The organism is Agrobacterium rosae (assembly GCF_002915175.1).
Taxonomy (GTDB): domain Bacteria; phylum Pseudomonadota; class Alphaproteobacteria; order Rhizobiales; family Rhizobiaceae; genus Agrobacterium; species Agrobacterium rosae.
This window is the reverse complement of record NZ_NXEJ01000004.1, coordinates 230,148-244,001: the sequence shown is the minus strand read 5'-3', so window position 1 is coordinate 244,001 and position 13,854 is coordinate 230,148. Positions and strand designations below refer to the sequence as shown.

16 protein-coding genes and 2 tRNA genes are annotated in these 13,854 nt (G+C 57.3%); 7 read left to right on the top strand and 11 right to left on the bottom strand.

The genetic code is table 11. The features are described 5' to 3' along the window. Positions 1 to 14 precede the first annotated feature (14 nt). Positions 15 to 284 carry a DUF982 domain-containing protein gene (locus CPJ18_RS08505; protein ID WP_103657724.1) on the top strand — a complete coding sequence of 90 codons (270 nt, stop codon included), beginning with the start codon at positions 15 to 17 and terminating at the stop codon, positions 282 to 284. Between the two features lie 75 nt (positions 285 to 359). Here CPJ18_RS08505 and CPJ18_RS08500 read toward each other — a convergent pair. Both CPJ18_RS08500 and CPJ18_RS08495 read right to left on the bottom strand, forming a co-directional pair. Continuing rightward, a tRNA-Arg gene (locus CPJ18_RS08500) sits at positions 360 to 436 on the bottom strand. A 14-nt stretch (positions 437 to 450) separates the two neighbouring features. Then, entirely contained in the window at positions 451 to 756 is a 306-nt protein-coding gene (locus tag CPJ18_RS08495; RefSeq protein WP_077117177.1) for an ETC complex I subunit, read from the bottom strand. A 242-nt stretch (positions 757 to 998) separates the two neighbouring features. Here CPJ18_RS08495 and CPJ18_RS26770 point away from each other — a divergent pair, with 242 nt between their 5' ends. Then, positions 999 to 1,145, top strand: a complete 147-nt coding sequence (locus tag CPJ18_RS26770) for a hypothetical protein (RefSeq protein ID WP_167397861.1) — start codon at positions 999 to 1,001, stop codon at positions 1,143 to 1,145. 103 nt (positions 1,146 to 1,248) lie between these two features. Here the strand turns inward: CPJ18_RS26770 and CPJ18_RS08490 are convergent. After that, positions 1,249 to 1,325: transfer RNA gene (locus CPJ18_RS08490), tRNA-Pro, on the bottom strand. Positions 1,326 to 1,596: 271 nt separating this feature from the next. Here CPJ18_RS08490 and CPJ18_RS08485 point away from each other — a divergent pair. The 5 genes from CPJ18_RS08485 (at position 1,597) to CPJ18_RS08465 (ending at position 6,370) form a co-directional block, all read left to right on the top strand. After that, positions 1,597 to 2,892 carry an efflux RND transporter periplasmic adaptor subunit gene (locus CPJ18_RS08485; RefSeq protein ID WP_103657723.1) on the top strand — a complete coding sequence of 432 codons (1,296 nt, stop codon included), beginning with the start codon at positions 1,597 to 1,599 and terminating at the stop codon, positions 2,890 to 2,892. A gap of 13 nt (positions 2,893 to 2,905) precedes the next feature. Beyond that, a complete protein-coding gene (locus CPJ18_RS08480) occupies positions 2,906 to 3,625 on the top strand; it encodes an ABC transporter ATP-binding protein (RefSeq protein ID WP_103657722.1) in 720 nt (239 codons plus the stop codon). Next, positions 3,615 to 4,823, top strand: a complete 1,209-nt coding sequence (locus CPJ18_RS08475; RefSeq protein WP_077101368.1) for an ABC transporter permease — start codon at positions 3,615 to 3,617, stop codon at positions 4,821 to 4,823. Before CPJ18_RS08480 ends, CPJ18_RS08475 begins: the two co-directional genes overlap by 11 nt. 65 nt (positions 4,824 to 4,888) lie before the next feature. Then, complete coding sequence (gene greA, locus CPJ18_RS08470; protein ID WP_103657721.1) at positions 4,889 to 5,371, top strand: transcription elongation factor GreA; 483 nt, start codon at positions 4,889 to 4,891, stop codon at positions 5,369 to 5,371. An 81-nt stretch (positions 5,372 to 5,452) separates the two neighbouring features. After that, entirely contained in the window at positions 5,453 to 6,370 is a 918-nt protein-coding gene (locus CPJ18_RS08465) for an MYG1 family protein (RefSeq protein ID WP_103657720.1), read from the top strand. A 162-nt stretch (positions 6,371 to 6,532) separates the two neighbouring features. Here CPJ18_RS08465 and sufA read toward each other — a convergent pair whose 3' ends face one another. The 8 genes from sufA to CPJ18_RS08425 form a co-directional block, all read right to left on the bottom strand. Then, positions 6,533 to 6,922, bottom strand: coding sequence for a Fe-S cluster assembly scaffold SufA (gene sufA, locus CPJ18_RS08460; RefSeq protein WP_103657719.1), 390 nt, complete (start codon positions 6,920 to 6,922; stop codon positions 6,533 to 6,535). An 85-nt stretch (positions 6,923 to 7,007) separates the two neighbouring features. Next, on the bottom strand, positions 7,008 to 7,391 hold the full coding sequence (locus tag CPJ18_RS08455) for an SUF system Fe-S cluster assembly protein (protein ID WP_103584236.1): 384 nt from the start codon (positions 7,389 to 7,391) through the stop codon (positions 7,008 to 7,010). A 12-nt stretch (positions 7,392 to 7,403) separates the two neighbouring features. Next, entirely contained in the window at positions 7,404 to 8,654 is a 1,251-nt protein-coding gene (locus tag CPJ18_RS08450; RefSeq protein WP_103657718.1) for a cysteine desulfurase, read from the bottom strand. Then, on the bottom strand, positions 8,647 to 9,918 hold the full coding sequence (sufD, locus tag CPJ18_RS08445) for a Fe-S cluster assembly protein SufD (protein WP_103657717.1): 1,272 nt from the start codon (positions 9,916 to 9,918) through the stop codon (positions 8,647 to 8,649). Before sufD ends, CPJ18_RS08450 begins: the two co-directional genes overlap by 8 nt. Positions 9,919 to 9,939: 21 nt before the next feature. Next, the gene (gene sufC, locus CPJ18_RS08440; protein WP_103657716.1) at positions 9,940 to 10,695 is read right to left on the bottom strand and encodes a Fe-S cluster assembly ATPase SufC; all 756 of its coding nucleotides are present in this window, start codon (positions 10,693 to 10,695) and stop codon (positions 9,940 to 9,942) included. 13 nt (positions 10,696 to 10,708) lie between these two features. Then, positions 10,709 to 11,002, bottom strand: a complete 294-nt coding sequence (locus tag CPJ18_RS08435) for a cytoplasmic protein (protein WP_103657715.1) — start codon at positions 11,000 to 11,002, stop codon at positions 10,709 to 10,711. Next, positions 11,002 to 12,471 (bottom strand): Fe-S cluster assembly protein SufB, encoded by a 1,470-nt coding sequence (gene sufB, locus CPJ18_RS08430; RefSeq protein ID WP_103657714.1) that lies wholly within the window; start codon positions 12,469 to 12,471, stop codon positions 11,002 to 11,004. The genes CPJ18_RS08435 and sufB overlap by 1 nt, the downstream gene beginning before the upstream one ends. A gap of 180 nt (positions 12,472 to 12,651) precedes the next feature. Then, complete coding sequence (locus CPJ18_RS08425) at positions 12,652 to 13,821, bottom strand: cysteine desulfurase family protein (RefSeq protein ID WP_103657713.1); 1,170 nt, start codon at positions 13,819 to 13,821, stop codon at positions 12,652 to 12,654. Between the last annotated feature and the right edge of the window lie 33 nt (positions 13,822 to 13,854).

The following is a 13,854-nucleotide window of genomic DNA, read 5'->3' as shown; positions in this document are numbered from 1 at the left end:
AAGGAGGAACCCCCATGCTAATTCACAGAACTGAGCCCTGCCACCATGCCGAATGGATCAAGCCAGTCGCGATCCATTTGCCACTTTGTGCGGCACTGGAAATCTACAGCCCGTTGATCGCTCTCGACCTGCTGATGTACCGCTGGCCAAACGATCACGGTCAAGAGTACGAAGAAGCGCGGCAAAACTGCCTGAATGCACTCTTGGGCAAATGTGACCTGGAAACCGCTCGCGAATCATTCATGACGGCTAGCAATCACGCCCACGTGCTGAACGTGCACTGAAGCCCAAAAATAACCCGGCTGTATCCAAAATAAGAAACGCCCTCGAAACATCTTTCGAGGGCGTTTTCGTATGGGTGGCGACCCCTGTTGGACTCGAACCAACGACAACCTGCTTAGAAGGCAGGTGCTCTATCCAGCTGAGCTAAGGGGCCATTGTCTGGATAAATCAGTGAGTCCAGGGCTGTGTGCGGCTGAACTTGAAATTGTCGGTGTAGGAAACAACCTTGCGGGTGGCCTCCTGTGGCTGGATCACGCGGTAGTCGATGCCTTTGCGCTTTGCATAGGCTTCAGCCTGCTCCTGCGTTTCGAACAACAGCTTGACCTGCTGCTTCATATCAGACGACGACGTGTAGCCCATGATCGGATCGATCTTGCGGGGGATTTCGGCGTCGAACTCCAGCACCCATTGGTTGGTCTTGGCCTTGCCGGACTGCATGGCCGTTTTTGCTGGGCGATAAATTTTTGCAGACATCTCAAACTGCTCCGGTCTTGCGATCAAGCGGCCTTCCGCTTTTTCTAGCCATCACACATCATAGATTTATAACAACGCGATAGCAAAACTCAATTGGACCGAACGCCTTATGAAGTCAAGCCGGTCAGGCCCTGCATATTACGGAAACCATAAAAGCCATAGGTACCGAAAAGCTTGGGCCCTGACTTGCGTGTCGCCCGCGAAGCATATTTTATCGGCTCGCAATTCAAAGGACGCCAGACATGAACGAAAACGTCATCAAATTCCGCAAGCCGGAGCCACCAAAGCAGCCGCGCAAACCAAACCCGCAACTGCGCAAGCTCGCAATCGTGGCCGGCATCATCGCGTTCTTCATCGCCGCTTGGGCCTATTTTCAATATCTGGCGTGAAGCCAGACTGAAAAAGGCAAAAGCCGGTAAGACCGGCTCAGACGTAGCAGTTTTTACTTTAGGGGAATTGTGGAAGTCACTGTAAACACAGAACTTCCGAAAGTGGTCGGAGTGGAGAGATTCGAACTCCCGACCCTCTGGTCCCAAACCAGATGCGCTACCAGACTGCGCTACACTCCGTCTTTCGATGGTGGGGAGATACACGGTTCACCCACGGCCTGCAACAGGTAAAATCATCTTTCTTTTGTTTTTTTTGCGAAGCGCCCGGTTGGGGCCCAAACTGCTCAAATCATTGCCTCAAGACAAGATTACGAAGTTTTCACTTCACCCCGCGCCAAAGCTATGCGAAGCCGGACGGGACAGACGGACACAATGCCGAAAACCTTAATGGCTTGCAAAAATTATGTTTTTGCCAAACTCCGCCACGGCATTGTCTTGATAGGTAAAGAGAATGAACTCCGCCGACGACAGCAACACGACATCCAAGCCAGCAGACAAGCCGGATCTGCGCGATATTCTGGTTTCCGCAAAAACCGGCAAAAAGAAATCGCGCCGTTTTCTTTATACGTCGGTGGTGGTGTTGGCGCTGGGTGGCGCGGGTGCATATTATTATATCGCTGGCGGCTCGCATGTTGCCTATACCTACACGACGCAGGACGCCAAGAAGGGTGACCTCTCCGTCATCGTTACGTCGACGGGCTCCGTTCAACCGACGGATCAGGTGGATATCTCGAGCGAGCTTTCCGGCACCGTCCGCAAGGTCAATGTGACCTATAACAGCCCGGTCAAGTCGGGGGATATTCTAGCGGAACTGGATACCAACAAGCTGGAAGCCGATGTGCAGAGCGCGCGCGCCAAACTCGCTTCCGCCAAAGCCAGCGTCCTGAAGGCGCAAGCCGACCTGGGTTCTGCCAAGTCGTCGCTGGACCGGCTGAAATCCCTCGTTCAAAGCCGCGTCTCCAGTCAGCAGGATCTGGAAGTGGCGCAGTTCACCTATGATGCCTCCGCCGCTACGCTTGAGGTGAATGGCGCGTCGGTTCTGTCGGCCGAAGCCGATCTTCGATTGGCGGAACTGAACCTGGGTAAGGCCAGGATCATATCGCCCATCGATGGCGTGGTTCTCACGCGCGATGTGGACCCAGGCGCGACCGTCGCGTCTTCGCTGAATGCACCCGTGCTGTTCACCATCGCGGGTGACCTGCGCCACATGGAGCTTCAGGTGGCCATTGATGAGGCCGATGTCGGTAAAGTCGAGACGGGGCAGACCGCAACCTTCAACGTGGATGCCTACCCGGAACGAAGCTTTCCGGCCGCAATAGAAACCGTGCGCTTTGCCTCTGAGACCGTTTCCAACGTCGTCACCTACAAGGGCATACTAACGGTGGATAATGCCGAGCTGCTGCTGCGCCCCGGCATGACGGCCACTGCAAACATCGTCGTGCAGCAGGTGAAAGACGCGATCCTCGTTCCCAATGCCGCCCTTCGTTACACCCCACCGCGCGAATCAGCATCACGTGGCGGCGGCTTGATGGGATTGTTCCGCCCTCCCCGCATGGGTCGTCAGCGCGGCGGCGGCGGATCTGGCGAAGACACCACGAAGCGAAGCGTCTGGGTGTTGCGAAACAACCAGCCTGTTTCCGTGCAGGTCGAAACCGGTGCGACCGATGGCCAGTTTACCGCCATCAAATCGGGGGATATTTCGCCCGACGATCAAATCATTACCGACGCCACCCAACGCAGCAGTTGAGGCGGAAAAGCACATGACAGGTCAACCACTCATCGAATTTCGAAACGTCGTCAAACAATATGGCGTCGGAGAAGCGACGATCCGGGCGCTGGATGGCGTCAGCCTGTCGATTCAAGAACGCGAATTCGTTGCGATCATGGGGCCATCCGGCTCCGGCAAATCAACGTCGATGAATATCATCGGTTGCCTGGATACGCCGACATCAGGTGAATATCTGTTCCAGGGCGTGCCGACGAGCGGCTTCGAGAGCGAGCAACTGACGCTTCTGCGCCGGCACATGCTGGGCTTCGTGTTTCAGGGCTTCAACCTGTTGCCGCGTACATCGGCTGTCGAGAATGTGGAATTGCCCTTGATCTATCGTGGCATGAAGGCGGCAGAGCGCCGTCCCCGCGCCATGGAGGCGCTGGCACAGGTTGGGCTGATGGGGAGGGAACATCACACCACACAGGAGCTGTCCGGCGGCCAGCAGCAGCGTGTGGCCATTGCGCGCGCCATCGTAACCCGCCCTGCCCTGCTTCTGGCAGATGAGCCAACGGGCAATCTCGACACCAAGACCAGTACCGAAATCATGGACCTCATCACCTCGCTCAATCGCGACAAGGGCATTACCGTCGTCATGGTCACCCATGAAGAGGATATCGCAGCCCATGCCAACCGGTTGCTGCGGTTCGTGGATGGCCATCTCGCATCCGACAGCGCAACGGAACGGCAGGAGGCGGCAGATGTTTCTTGAAACCGCCCGCCTCGCACTACGCGCCATCAGCCGCAACCTGTTGCGTTCATTCCTCACCGTGCTCGGCGTCGTCATCGGCGTTGCGGCTGTCATTGCCATGGTCACGATCGGCAACGGTACGACGGCGCAGGTGAAATCCGAACTCTCACGCCTTGGCACCAACATGCTGTTCGTGCGCCCCGGCCAGTTCGGGCCTGGCCGCGCCAGCACGGAGGCCAAGCGGTTCAACGACCATGATATACAGGCCATGCGCGACCAGCTTGGCGGCATCCGCGCCGTTGCCCCCGTCAACAGAAGCTCGGCGGCGACTGTCATCTATGGCGGCAAGAACCATTCCACCAGTGTGGTGGGCACCACCAACGACTACCTGGTCACGCAGGACTGGACGCTGTCACAGGGCCGCACATTTCTGCCCGCGGAAGATCGCGGCGGCCAGATCGGCTGCATCATCGGCGAAACCGTGCGTCAGGAGCTGTTCGGCGCGGCAAATCCCGTCGGCCAGACGATCCGCGTCAGCAATATTTCCTGCCCCGTTATCGCGGTTCTCGCCCGCAAGGGTCAGTCCGGTCTGGGGGATGATCAGGACGATACGATCATCATGCCGCTGAAAATCCACCAGCGGCGCATTGGCGGCACCACCACCATTTCCAGCATCATGGTGTCGGCGCAGGACGGTGTTTCGACGGCCAAGGTGCAGTCCGATATCGAAAACCTGCTGCGCGAACGTCGTCGCATAGCGCTGGGTCGCGATGATGATTTCACCGTCAACGATATGGCGCAGATCGCATCCGCCATGACCGGCACAACGACGCTGCTGACAGGCCTTCTGGGTGCCGTTGCAGCCGTCAGCCTGCTGGTGGGTGGTATCGGCATCATGAACATCATGCTGGTTTCGGTCACGGAGCGCACGCGCGAAATCGGCATTCGCCTTGCCATTGGAGCGCTGGAAAAGCAGGTGCTCACGCAGTTTCTGGTGGAGGCCGTGATGTTATCGGCCTTTGGCGGCGTGGCCGGTATTCTGACCGGTCTTGGTCTCGCCTACAGCGTCGTCACGTTCCTCGGCGTTCCCTTCGTCACCAGCCCTGCGATCATCGCGCTCGCCTTCGCGTTTTCGGCAGCGATCGGCGTCATCTTCGGATACTTCCCGGCACGAAGAGCTGCGAGTCTGAGCCCTATCGAGGCGTTAAGGCACGAATGACGCTGCCCGTTGTCATTGCGCCATCCCCTCTCCATATAAGGAAGGTATGAAAGAGGAGTTTTGAAGTGAGCGTCGCCTTTGTCAAAGAAGAGAGTGCCGAAACCGCAGCAGAAACACAGCTGCCGGATCGCCCCGTCTCGCAACATCCCAACCTCGTCACTGAAGCCGGGCTGAAGGCGCTGGCGGCGCAGGTTGATGAAGCCCGCAAGGCCTTCGATGAGGCAAATGCTATCGAAGATATCAACGAGCGCAGACGCCTGGCCGCACCGCACATGCGCGACCTTCGCTATTTCTCTGAACGCCTGCATACGGCCCAGCCAATGCCAGCACCTGAAAGCAATGATGTCGTCGCCTTTGGCAGCACTGTTACGTTCGACCGGGATGACGGGCGCGTGCAGACATTTCGTATCGTCGGAGAAGACGAGGCAGACCCGAAGGCGGGCTCGATGTCACACGTATCCCCCGTCGCGCGCGCCCTTTTGGGCAAGGCCGTTGGAGACCTCGTGCAAGTTGGCGATCAGGAGCTGGAAATCACCGCAATCGCCTGATTGCCGGGTTGCGGGGCTGGTCGACACGCTATATCTGATCGGTAAAACAAGCTTTTTCCGAACAATAAGGCCGGTCCTACCATGTCAGTGGATTTTCTCGTCACCCATTCCGGTGGCTTCCATGCCGATGAACTGCTGTCCAGCGTCATCCTCACCCGGCTTTTCCCGCAGGCGAAGATCGTCCGCAGCCGCGCCCCGGACTGGATCACGCCTAGCGCCGATCGCATCATTTACGATGTCGGCGGTGCCTATGATGCTGAAACGCACATCTTCGACCATCACCAGCGCGGCGCACCGCTTCGCGAAGATGGTCAGCCTTACAGCTCGTTCGGACTGATCTGGAAGCACTATGGCCATCAGTACCTTGCGGCCTCCGGCGTGCCGGAAGCGCATATCGAAGCGATCCATACGTCGTTCGACTCTGGCTTCGTGCTGCCCATCGACCTCATGGACAATGGCGCACTGAGCCCGGCGACGGCAGGTTTGCTTGCAGGGCTGACATTGCCCGCGCTTCTCGAAACATTGAAGCCCGTCTTCGATAATAACGATCCAGAGGCGGATGATCTGGCGTTTCATGCTGCGCTTGCCATTGCCCGCAGCTTCGTGGAAGCCAGCATCGATAAGAAGGCCGCAAAATTGCGCGCCGAATCACTGGTATTGGACGCCATCGAAAAAACCGGCGAAGGCCGCGTTCTGGAACTGCCACTCGGCATGCCCTTCCGCCCGGCAGTGGTCAAAGCAGGAGCGGACCACCTCCTCTTCGTCGTTCACCCGCGTGACAAGGACTGGTGCCTCACCGGCATCCGCCGCGCCGATGATGGCTTCGAGCTGCGCGCTGATTTGCCCGCCGCATGGGCCGGTTTGACGAACGGTGATTTGGAGACGGCGTCGGGCGTAGAAGGTGCAACCTTCTGTCATAACGGGCGATTTATTGCTGCGGCGAAGACGCGGGAAGCGGCGTTGGCCATGGCGGAGATTGCTGTGCGGGAAGCGGTTTAAATACGGCAGAAAGCCATTGAGTCGCTCAGCGCTCACTCCGTTCGTCATCCTCGGGCGTGTCCCGAGGATCCAACCACGTTGGATGTTGGGGCTCGTTAGATCCTCGGGTCAAGCCCGAGGATGACGAAGGGAAAGGTATTAGCCTTCCCTACGCTGCGTGCCTTAAGCCCCAACCGCCTCTTGGCGCTGCTTCGCAAGCACCGCCAAATCCGCAGGCTTCAATTCAACCGACTCACCACATCCGCAAGCAGATGTCTGGTTCGGGTTGGTAAACGTAAAGCCGGAACGCATTTTCGTGATTTCGAAATCCATCTGCGTGCCGAGCAAATAAAGCACGGCGGATGGCTCGATCCACACCTTGGCGTCCTGAAATTCGATCAGGTCATCCTTCGCGGACGGTTCGGTCACCATGTCGATGGTGTATTCCATACCCGCACAGCCACCTTTTTTGATGCCCACGCGAAGGCCCTTGGCCTCAGGCCCGGAATTCTCGACGATTGCTTTGACACGGGAGGCGGCAGCCTCGGTCATCGTCATTACTGCAAAGCCCATGGGCCCATTCTCCTTCAACAAACGGGTTTAAGGCCCGATGCTTTCATGGATTGAATCTAGTCTCATCACCAGCCGGTATCAAGGCTCAATACCAGCCGACAGCAACCTGCGCTTCTTCCGACATGCGATCCGGCGTCCATGGTGGATCGAACGTCATTTCGACGGTCACACCGGAAACGCCTTCGACGGCACCAACGGCGTTTTCCACCCAGCCCGGCATTTCACCGGCAACAGGGCAACCGGGGGCGGTCAGCGTCATCATAATCTTGACCATGCGGTCGTCTTCGACATCGATCTTGTAGATCAAACCGAGCTCGAAAATATCCGCCGGAATTTCCGGGTCGTAAACGGTCTTCAATGCCGCGATGACGTCATCGCTGATACGCGCCAGTTCGTCCGGCGCTATGGTCGAAGACGTCGCGACGACGGCGCTGACTTCGTTATTCGGTTCAGTTGTTTCAACAGTCATGGTCCTGATCCTTCAGGCAAAAAACTTGCGGGCATAATCCAGCGCTTCGGCCAGAGCGTCCACTTCCGCGCGCGTGTTGTAGAGGCCGAACGATGCACGGCATGTGGAGGTGACGCCGAAGCGTTTCAAGAGCGGCATGGCGCAATGAGTGCCAGCGCGCACCGCCACGCCACGCCTGTCGATGACCATCGAGACATCATGCGCGTGAATGCCCTCAAGCTCGAACGAGAAAATTCCGCCCTTGCCCGGCGCATTGCCGATGATGCGTAGCGAATTGATCTCGCGCAGACGCTCCGCCGCATAGGTCGCCAGATCCGCCTCATGCGCTGCAATCGCTGCACGGCCGATGCCGTCCATATAATCCAGCGCATAACCGAGACCGATGGCCTGCACGATGGGCGGTGTGCCAGCCTCGAAACGATGTGGCGGCTCGTTATAGGTTATTTCGTCCTCGGACACGTCGAGAATCATCTCGCCGCCGCCCTGAAACGGACGCATCTCTTTCAAGCGGTCGGCCTTGCCATAGAGCACGCCGATGCCTGACGGGCCGTAAAGCTTGTGGCCGGTCATAACATACCAGTCGCAATCGATATCGCGCACATCAACAGGCATATGAACCGCAGCTTGGCTGCCATCCACTAGCACCGGAATGCCGCGCTCATGCGCGATGCGGCAGATTTCCTTGACCGGAACGACGGTGCCGAGCGCATTCGACATATGCGTGATGGCAACCAGCTTGGTCTTTTCCGTCAGGCTCTTTTCGAAATCCTCGATGTGAAAAGCGCCCTCATCATCCACCGGCACCCAGACGAGCTTGGCACCCTGCCGTTCGCGAATAAAGTGCCATGGCACGATGTTGGAATGGTGTTCCATGATCGAAAGAACGATCTCATCGCCCTCACCGATTTTCGGCATGCCATAACCATAAGCCACCGTGTTGATGGCCTCTGTCGAGGATTTGGTGAAGACGATCTCGTCCACCGAACCGGCATTCAGGAAGCGACGCACCTTTTCGCGCGACGCCTCATAGGCATCGGTTGCGGCATTGGAGAGAAAATGCAGGCCACGATGCACATTGGCATATTCATTCGAATAGGCATTTGAGATTGCATCAATGACGACCTGCGGCTTTTGCGCGGACGCGCCGTTGTCCAGATAGACCAGCGGCTTGCCATAGACCTCGCGCGAAAGGATCGGAAAATCCTTCCGCACGGCTTCGACGTCATAAGGGGCGGCCACTCCGGCGCGTTCGTTATCAGGCATGGTGTTCCAGCCAGCTGGCGATGATATCTTCCAGCGCTTCTACCAGTTGTTCGTCTTCCAGCTCTTCGATGATCTCATCCACGAAAGCATTGACCAGCATGGCCCGCGCCTTCGCCCGTGGCACGCCACGCGCCATCAGGTAATAGAGATGGTTGTCGCTGATATCCGCAACGGTCGCACCATGGCCGCACTGAACGTCATCCGCGAAGATTTCAAGCTCGGGCTTGGCCGAAAACTCGCCATCGTCAGACATCAGAAGCGTGTTGCAGGCCATCTTGGCATCGGTCTTCTGAGCATCGGGCGCAACCCGGATCATGCCCTGGAAAATGCCCTTGGCGCGGTCGAACACCACGTTGCGGAACACTTCCGTCGAGGTCGTGTTCGGTACGTTATGGCCGAGAACCATGGTCACGTCGGTATGCGTTTCGCCACCCAGCAGGTTGACGCCACGGATGGAGAGATCGGAACCCTCACCGTTCACATCGACGCGCAATTCCTGACGCACCAGCTTGCCACCGGCATTGATGACGAACAGCCGCAGCTTGGCATCGGCACCCATGATGATGCGCAGCTGGCCAAGATGCGTATCGGCTGCACCCTGCTGCTGCAGAATAACGTAAGTCGCTTCCGCACCGTCCTGAACCTCGATCTCGCTGACCGAAGATACGAAGGCAGTCTCATCGGTCACCGACAGGTGACGTTCGATGATGGTTGACTTGGACCCCTTGCCGAAAGTAACAGGGAAACGGCTATGCACCTGCCCTGCCCCGTGGATGGCCTGAAGCTCAAGCGGATTGACGAAGACAGAATCATCGGGAACGACGACGGACAGACCATCACGCACGAAACTGCCGTTGATCCGGCCAATCGCGTCATCCTTGCTGGCAGCAACGAGGGCGGCGGCAGCGGTGCCATCGGTGAGGCTCTCCGCATAGCTTTCGATCTTGAAGCCTTCGATCTCGGAATCGACGGCCTTGCCGTGCATGACGTAAGCAATCGGCGCACCAGAAACGAGTGCCGAACGCTTCTCGATCACAGGTGCCGGCGCGTCTTCTGGCAAGCCGCGCAGCAATGTCTTCAGATCGGTATAGTGCCAGGCCTCGACGCGACGCGTTGGCAGGCCACCGGTCTTCAGATCATCGAACAGCACATCGCGTGCAGCAACGACGTTACCGTCGCCCGGCAACGCGCTGAACTTGGCGGTGAAAGCTTCAGCCAGCGCGAGTTCCGCTGGCGTCTGCCGGTTAGTTGTTTGCATATTCATAACATCACCTTTCCCAGCCGATCATGCTGCTTCACCGATGATGTCGGCGTAACCGTTGGATTCCAGATCGAGCGCCAGATTCTTGTCGCCGGAACGGATGATCTTGCCCTTGTAGAGAACGTGGACGCTATCTGGCACGATGTAATCCAGCAGGCGCTGGTAGTGGGTGATGACGATGGTGGCGCGGTCCGGGGACTTCAGCGCGTTGACGCCGTCGGCCACGATCTTCAGCGCGTCGATGTCGAGGCCAGAGTCGGTCTCGTCAAGCACGCAGAGCTTCGGCTCCAGCAGCGCCATCTGTAGAATTTCAGCACGCTTCTTTTCACCACCGGAAAAACCGACATTGAGCGGACGCTTCAGCATATCCATGTCGATCTTCAGATCGCCAGCGGCTTCCTTCACCTTTTTGATAAAGTCTGGCGTTGTCAGCTCAGCCTCGCCGCGCGCCTTGCGCTGCTCGTTCATCGCAACCTTCAGGAACTGCATGGTGGCAACGCCTGGAATTTCGACCGGGTATTGGAAGGCCAGGAAGATGCCCTTGGCCGCACGCTCGGCAGCGTCCAGTTCCAGAATGCTTTCGCCGTTATAGAGAATGTCACCGGAGGTAACTTCGTAGTCTTCACGGCCCGACAGAATGTAGGACAGCGTGGACTTGCCAGAGCCATTCGGCCCCATGATAGCCGCCACTTCACCAGCCGCAACCTTCAGGTTCAAGCCCTTGATGATCTCGGTTTCGGTATCGGCGATCTTTGCGTGCAGGTCGATAATTTCAAGCATTTTCAACGTCCCTTCAATCAACAATTGGCGATTTATTATCAAACCAAATGTGTTTCATTCTTTCCAAAAACTGCGGGTTAGCTATCGAGTAACCTGAAGCATCTCCAACCACCGCATCGATTCCGCACATTGGACACATTGCACTGAAGCACTTTTCGTCATGCGTCTCGTGAATCCACTCCAGAATCTTGGCAGAGGGATAAATTTCGAGACAATGAAAGCACCCAGCTAACGCGCTCCGTTGCAACTCTTCACGATTGCAAATGCTATGGCGTTGCGCAGCGACGATGTCCTGCGCATCACTCATCAACCCACAGAACCTTCCAGCGAAATCCCGATCAGCTTCTGCGCTTCAACAGCAAATTCCATCGGCAGCTGCTGGATCACGTCCTTCACAAAGCCATTGACAATCAGCGCGATGGCTGACTCCTCGGGAATGCCGCGTTGCAGGCAGTAAAACAGCTGGTCCTCGGAAATCTTCGACGTCGTTGCTTCGTGCTCGAACTGGCAGGACGAGTTCTTCGCTTCGATGTAGGGCACGGTATGTGCACCGCACTTGTCGCCAATCAGAAGGCTGTCGCACTGCGTAAAGTTACGTGTGTTGGTCGCCTTGCGGTGGGCCGAGACCTGGCCGCGATAGACGTTTTCCGAGAAACCGGCAGCGATGCCCTTGGCGATGATGCGGCTGGACGTGTTCTTGCCGAGGTGGATCATCTTGGTGCCAGAGTCGATCTGCTGATGACCGTTGGACACGGCAATCGAGTAGAACTCACCACGGCTGTCATCACCGCGCAGAATGCAGGATGGGTACTTCCACGTAATCGCAGAGCCGGTTTCAACCTGCGTCCACGAAATCTTCGAACGGTGGCCACGGCAATCGCCGCGCTTGGTCACGAAGTTGTAGATGCCGCCCTTTCCGTCTTTATCACCAGGATACCAGTTCTGGACGGTGGAATATTTGATCTCGGCATCGTCAAGAGCCACAAGCTCGACAACGGCGGCGTGAAGCTGGTTCTCGTCCCGCTGCGGCGCCGTGCAGCCTTCGAGATAGGACACGTAAGCGCCCTCTTCCGCGATGATCAGCGTGCGCTCGAACTGGCCGGTGTTCTTCTCGTTGATACGGAAATAGGTGGACAATTCCATTGGGCAACGAACACCCTTCGGCACGAACACGAAGGAACCATCGGTGAAAACCGCGGAGTTCAGCGTCGCATAATAATTGTCCGTCGTTGGAACGACAGAGCCGATGTATTTCTTGATGAGATCAGGGTATTCGCGAATGGCTTCCGAAATCGACATGAAAATCACGCCGGCCTTCATCAGCTCTTTCTTGAACGTGGTCACGACAGAGACCGAGTCGAACACGGCATCCACGGCCACGCGACGGTTTTCGACGCCAGCCAGGATTTCCTGTTCCAGAAGGGGAATGCCGAGCTTCTCGTAAACCTTCAGCAGCTCGGGATCGACATCCTCAAGCGATTTCGGGCCAGGCGTGCTCTTTGGTGCCGCGTAATAATAGAGATCGTTGAAATCGATCTTGGGATAATTGACGCGCGCCCAAGTGGGCTCTTCCATCGTAAGCCAACGCTGGTAAGCCTCAAGACGCCATTGCAGCATCCATTCCGGCTCTTCCTTCTTGGCGGAAATGAAACGGATGACCTCTTCGGACAGGCCCTTCGGTGCCTTGTCCACTTCGATCTCGGTTTCAAAACCGTATTTGTACTGGTCCACATCGATCTGGCGGACCTGATCGATCGTTTCCTGAACCGCTGCCATAGTCGTTCTCCAATCTCGCCGGATCCAAGGTCCGGTGGCTTGTCAACGTATCAAGACGGAAGACCCGCCTTCATTCGTGTCCAGCATAACTTTTATTGTTATGCCTTATTTAGTGTTCGGATGGCGCTTTTCACACTCTCCGGCAAGCGGAAATTTGACTTTCCGCAATTGTTTTTGGCCTCACGCCGCCTGCGCAGCCAGCTTTCGCCGCCCGGCAATTTTGGCAAACACCGCGATGGCCTTGTCGATATCGGCCTCAGTCGTTGCCGCGCCCAGCGAAATGCGCAAGGCACCCAGCTTGGGATCATGCCCCATGGCCGTCAGCACATGGCTCTCACCCACCTTGCCGGAAGAGCAGGCCGCACCCGCCGAAAGCGCGATGCCCTCAATATCGAATGCGATCTGCCCCGTTTCGGATTTCAGGCCCGGCAGGGTGAAAAATGTGGTGTTGCAAACACGCGCCGCATCGGCACCGTGGATGATAACATCAGGTGCCATAGCGCGCATCGCGTTTTCTAGCGTTGCGCGTAGGTCGCTCAGACGATGCGCTTCCACATCGAGATTTTTCAACGCTTCAACAGCAGCGGTTCCAAATCCGATGATGGCAGACGTATTCTCCGTGCCGGAACGGTGCCCCTTCTCCTGGCCACCACCATGGATCAAAGGCTTCGGCATCATCACCTCACCACGCGAGATCAATGCGCCCATGCCCTTGGGGCCGCCGATCTTGTGGGATGACACGATGAGGAAATCCGCACCGAGCGCTTCGATATCAACAGCAATACGACCAACCGCCTGAACGGCATCGACAACCAGCAGACCGCCAGCGGCATGAACCAGACGTGCAGCTTCTTTCACGGGCTGGATAATACCGGTCTCGTTATTGACCAGCATCAGCGCGACCATCGGAAGACCTGTAGTGGCATCATGCGATGCCAGCGCAGCCTCAAGCGCTGCGAGATCGAGCACACCGTCAGCCGTCACCGCGATTTCGCTCACATCGGCCTTGTCGAACCGCCCGCCTTCGCGAATAGCGGGATGTTCGATGGCAGAAACATAGAGATGACAGACAGAAAGTGCTGAGCGCCCCATCTTGAACGAGGGCGACAGAACCAGATTGGCCGCTTCCGTGGCACCACTGGTAAAGATGACATGTGACGCCTGCGCTCCGACCAGAGCGGCCACGTCACGGCGCGCCGCCTCCACAGCAGCACGAATGGCGCGACCTTCCTTGTGGACAGAAGACGGGTTGCCGGAGAGGTCCAAAGCCGAAACAAACGCATCCCGGACGGCGGGCAGCAAAGGTGCCGTCGCGTTCCAGTCCAGATATGTGCGCGTTGTCGTCGCCATGGGAAACTGTTCTGTCTAACCTTAGATTGATGC

Excerpts from the sequence above, each read along its gene's own strand:
- CPJ18_RS26770 (WP_167397861.1), top strand. The coding sequence starts at position 999 with ATGAACGAAAACGTCATCAAATTCCGCAAGCCGGAGCCACCAAAGCAG.
- sufB (WP_103657714.1), bottom strand. The coding sequence starts at position 12,471 with ATGGCAGCGGTTCAGGAAACGATCGATCAGGTCCGCCAGATCGATGTG.
- CPJ18_RS08450 (WP_103657718.1), bottom strand. The coding sequence starts at position 8,654 with ATGCCTGATAACGAACGCGCCGGAGTGGCCGCCCCTTATGACGTCGAA.
- CPJ18_RS08495 (WP_077117177.1), bottom strand. The coding sequence starts at position 756 with ATGTCTGCAAAAATTTATCGCCCAGCAAAAACGGCCATGCAGTCCGGC.
- CPJ18_RS08465 (WP_103657720.1), top strand. The coding sequence starts at position 5,453 with ATGTCAGTGGATTTTCTCGTCACCCATTCCGGTGGCTTCCATGCCGAT.
- CPJ18_RS08505 (WP_103657724.1), top strand. The coding sequence starts at position 15 with ATGCTAATTCACAGAACTGAGCCCTGCCACCATGCCGAATGGATCAAG.
- CPJ18_RS08425 (WP_103657713.1), bottom strand. The coding sequence starts at position 13,821 with ATGGCGACGACAACGCGCACATATCTGGACTGGAACGCGACGGCACCT.
- CPJ18_RS08455 (WP_103584236.1), bottom strand. The coding sequence starts at position 7,391 with ATGACTGTTGAAACAACTGAACCGAATAACGAAGTCAGCGCCGTCGTC.
- CPJ18_RS08435 (WP_103657715.1), bottom strand. The coding sequence starts at position 11,002 with ATGAGTGATGCGCAGGACATCGTCGCTGCGCAACGCCATAGCATTTGC.
- CPJ18_RS08475 (WP_077101368.1), top strand. The coding sequence starts at position 3,615 with ATGTTTCTTGAAACCGCCCGCCTCGCACTACGCGCCATCAGCCGCAAC.
- sufD (WP_103657717.1), bottom strand. The coding sequence starts at position 9,918 with ATGAATATGCAAACAACTAACCGGCAGACGCCAGCGGAACTCGCGCTG.
- CPJ18_RS08485 (WP_103657723.1), top strand. The coding sequence starts at position 1,597 with ATGAACTCCGCCGACGACAGCAACACGACATCCAAGCCAGCAGACAAG.
- sufA (WP_103657719.1), bottom strand. The coding sequence starts at position 6,922 with ATGGGCTTTGCAGTAATGACGATGACCGAGGCTGCCGCCTCCCGTGTC.
- CPJ18_RS08480 (WP_103657722.1), top strand. The coding sequence starts at position 2,906 with ATGACAGGTCAACCACTCATCGAATTTCGAAACGTCGTCAAACAATAT.
- sufC (WP_103657716.1), bottom strand. The coding sequence starts at position 10,695 with ATGCTTGAAATTATCGACCTGCACGCAAAGATCGCCGATACCGAAACC.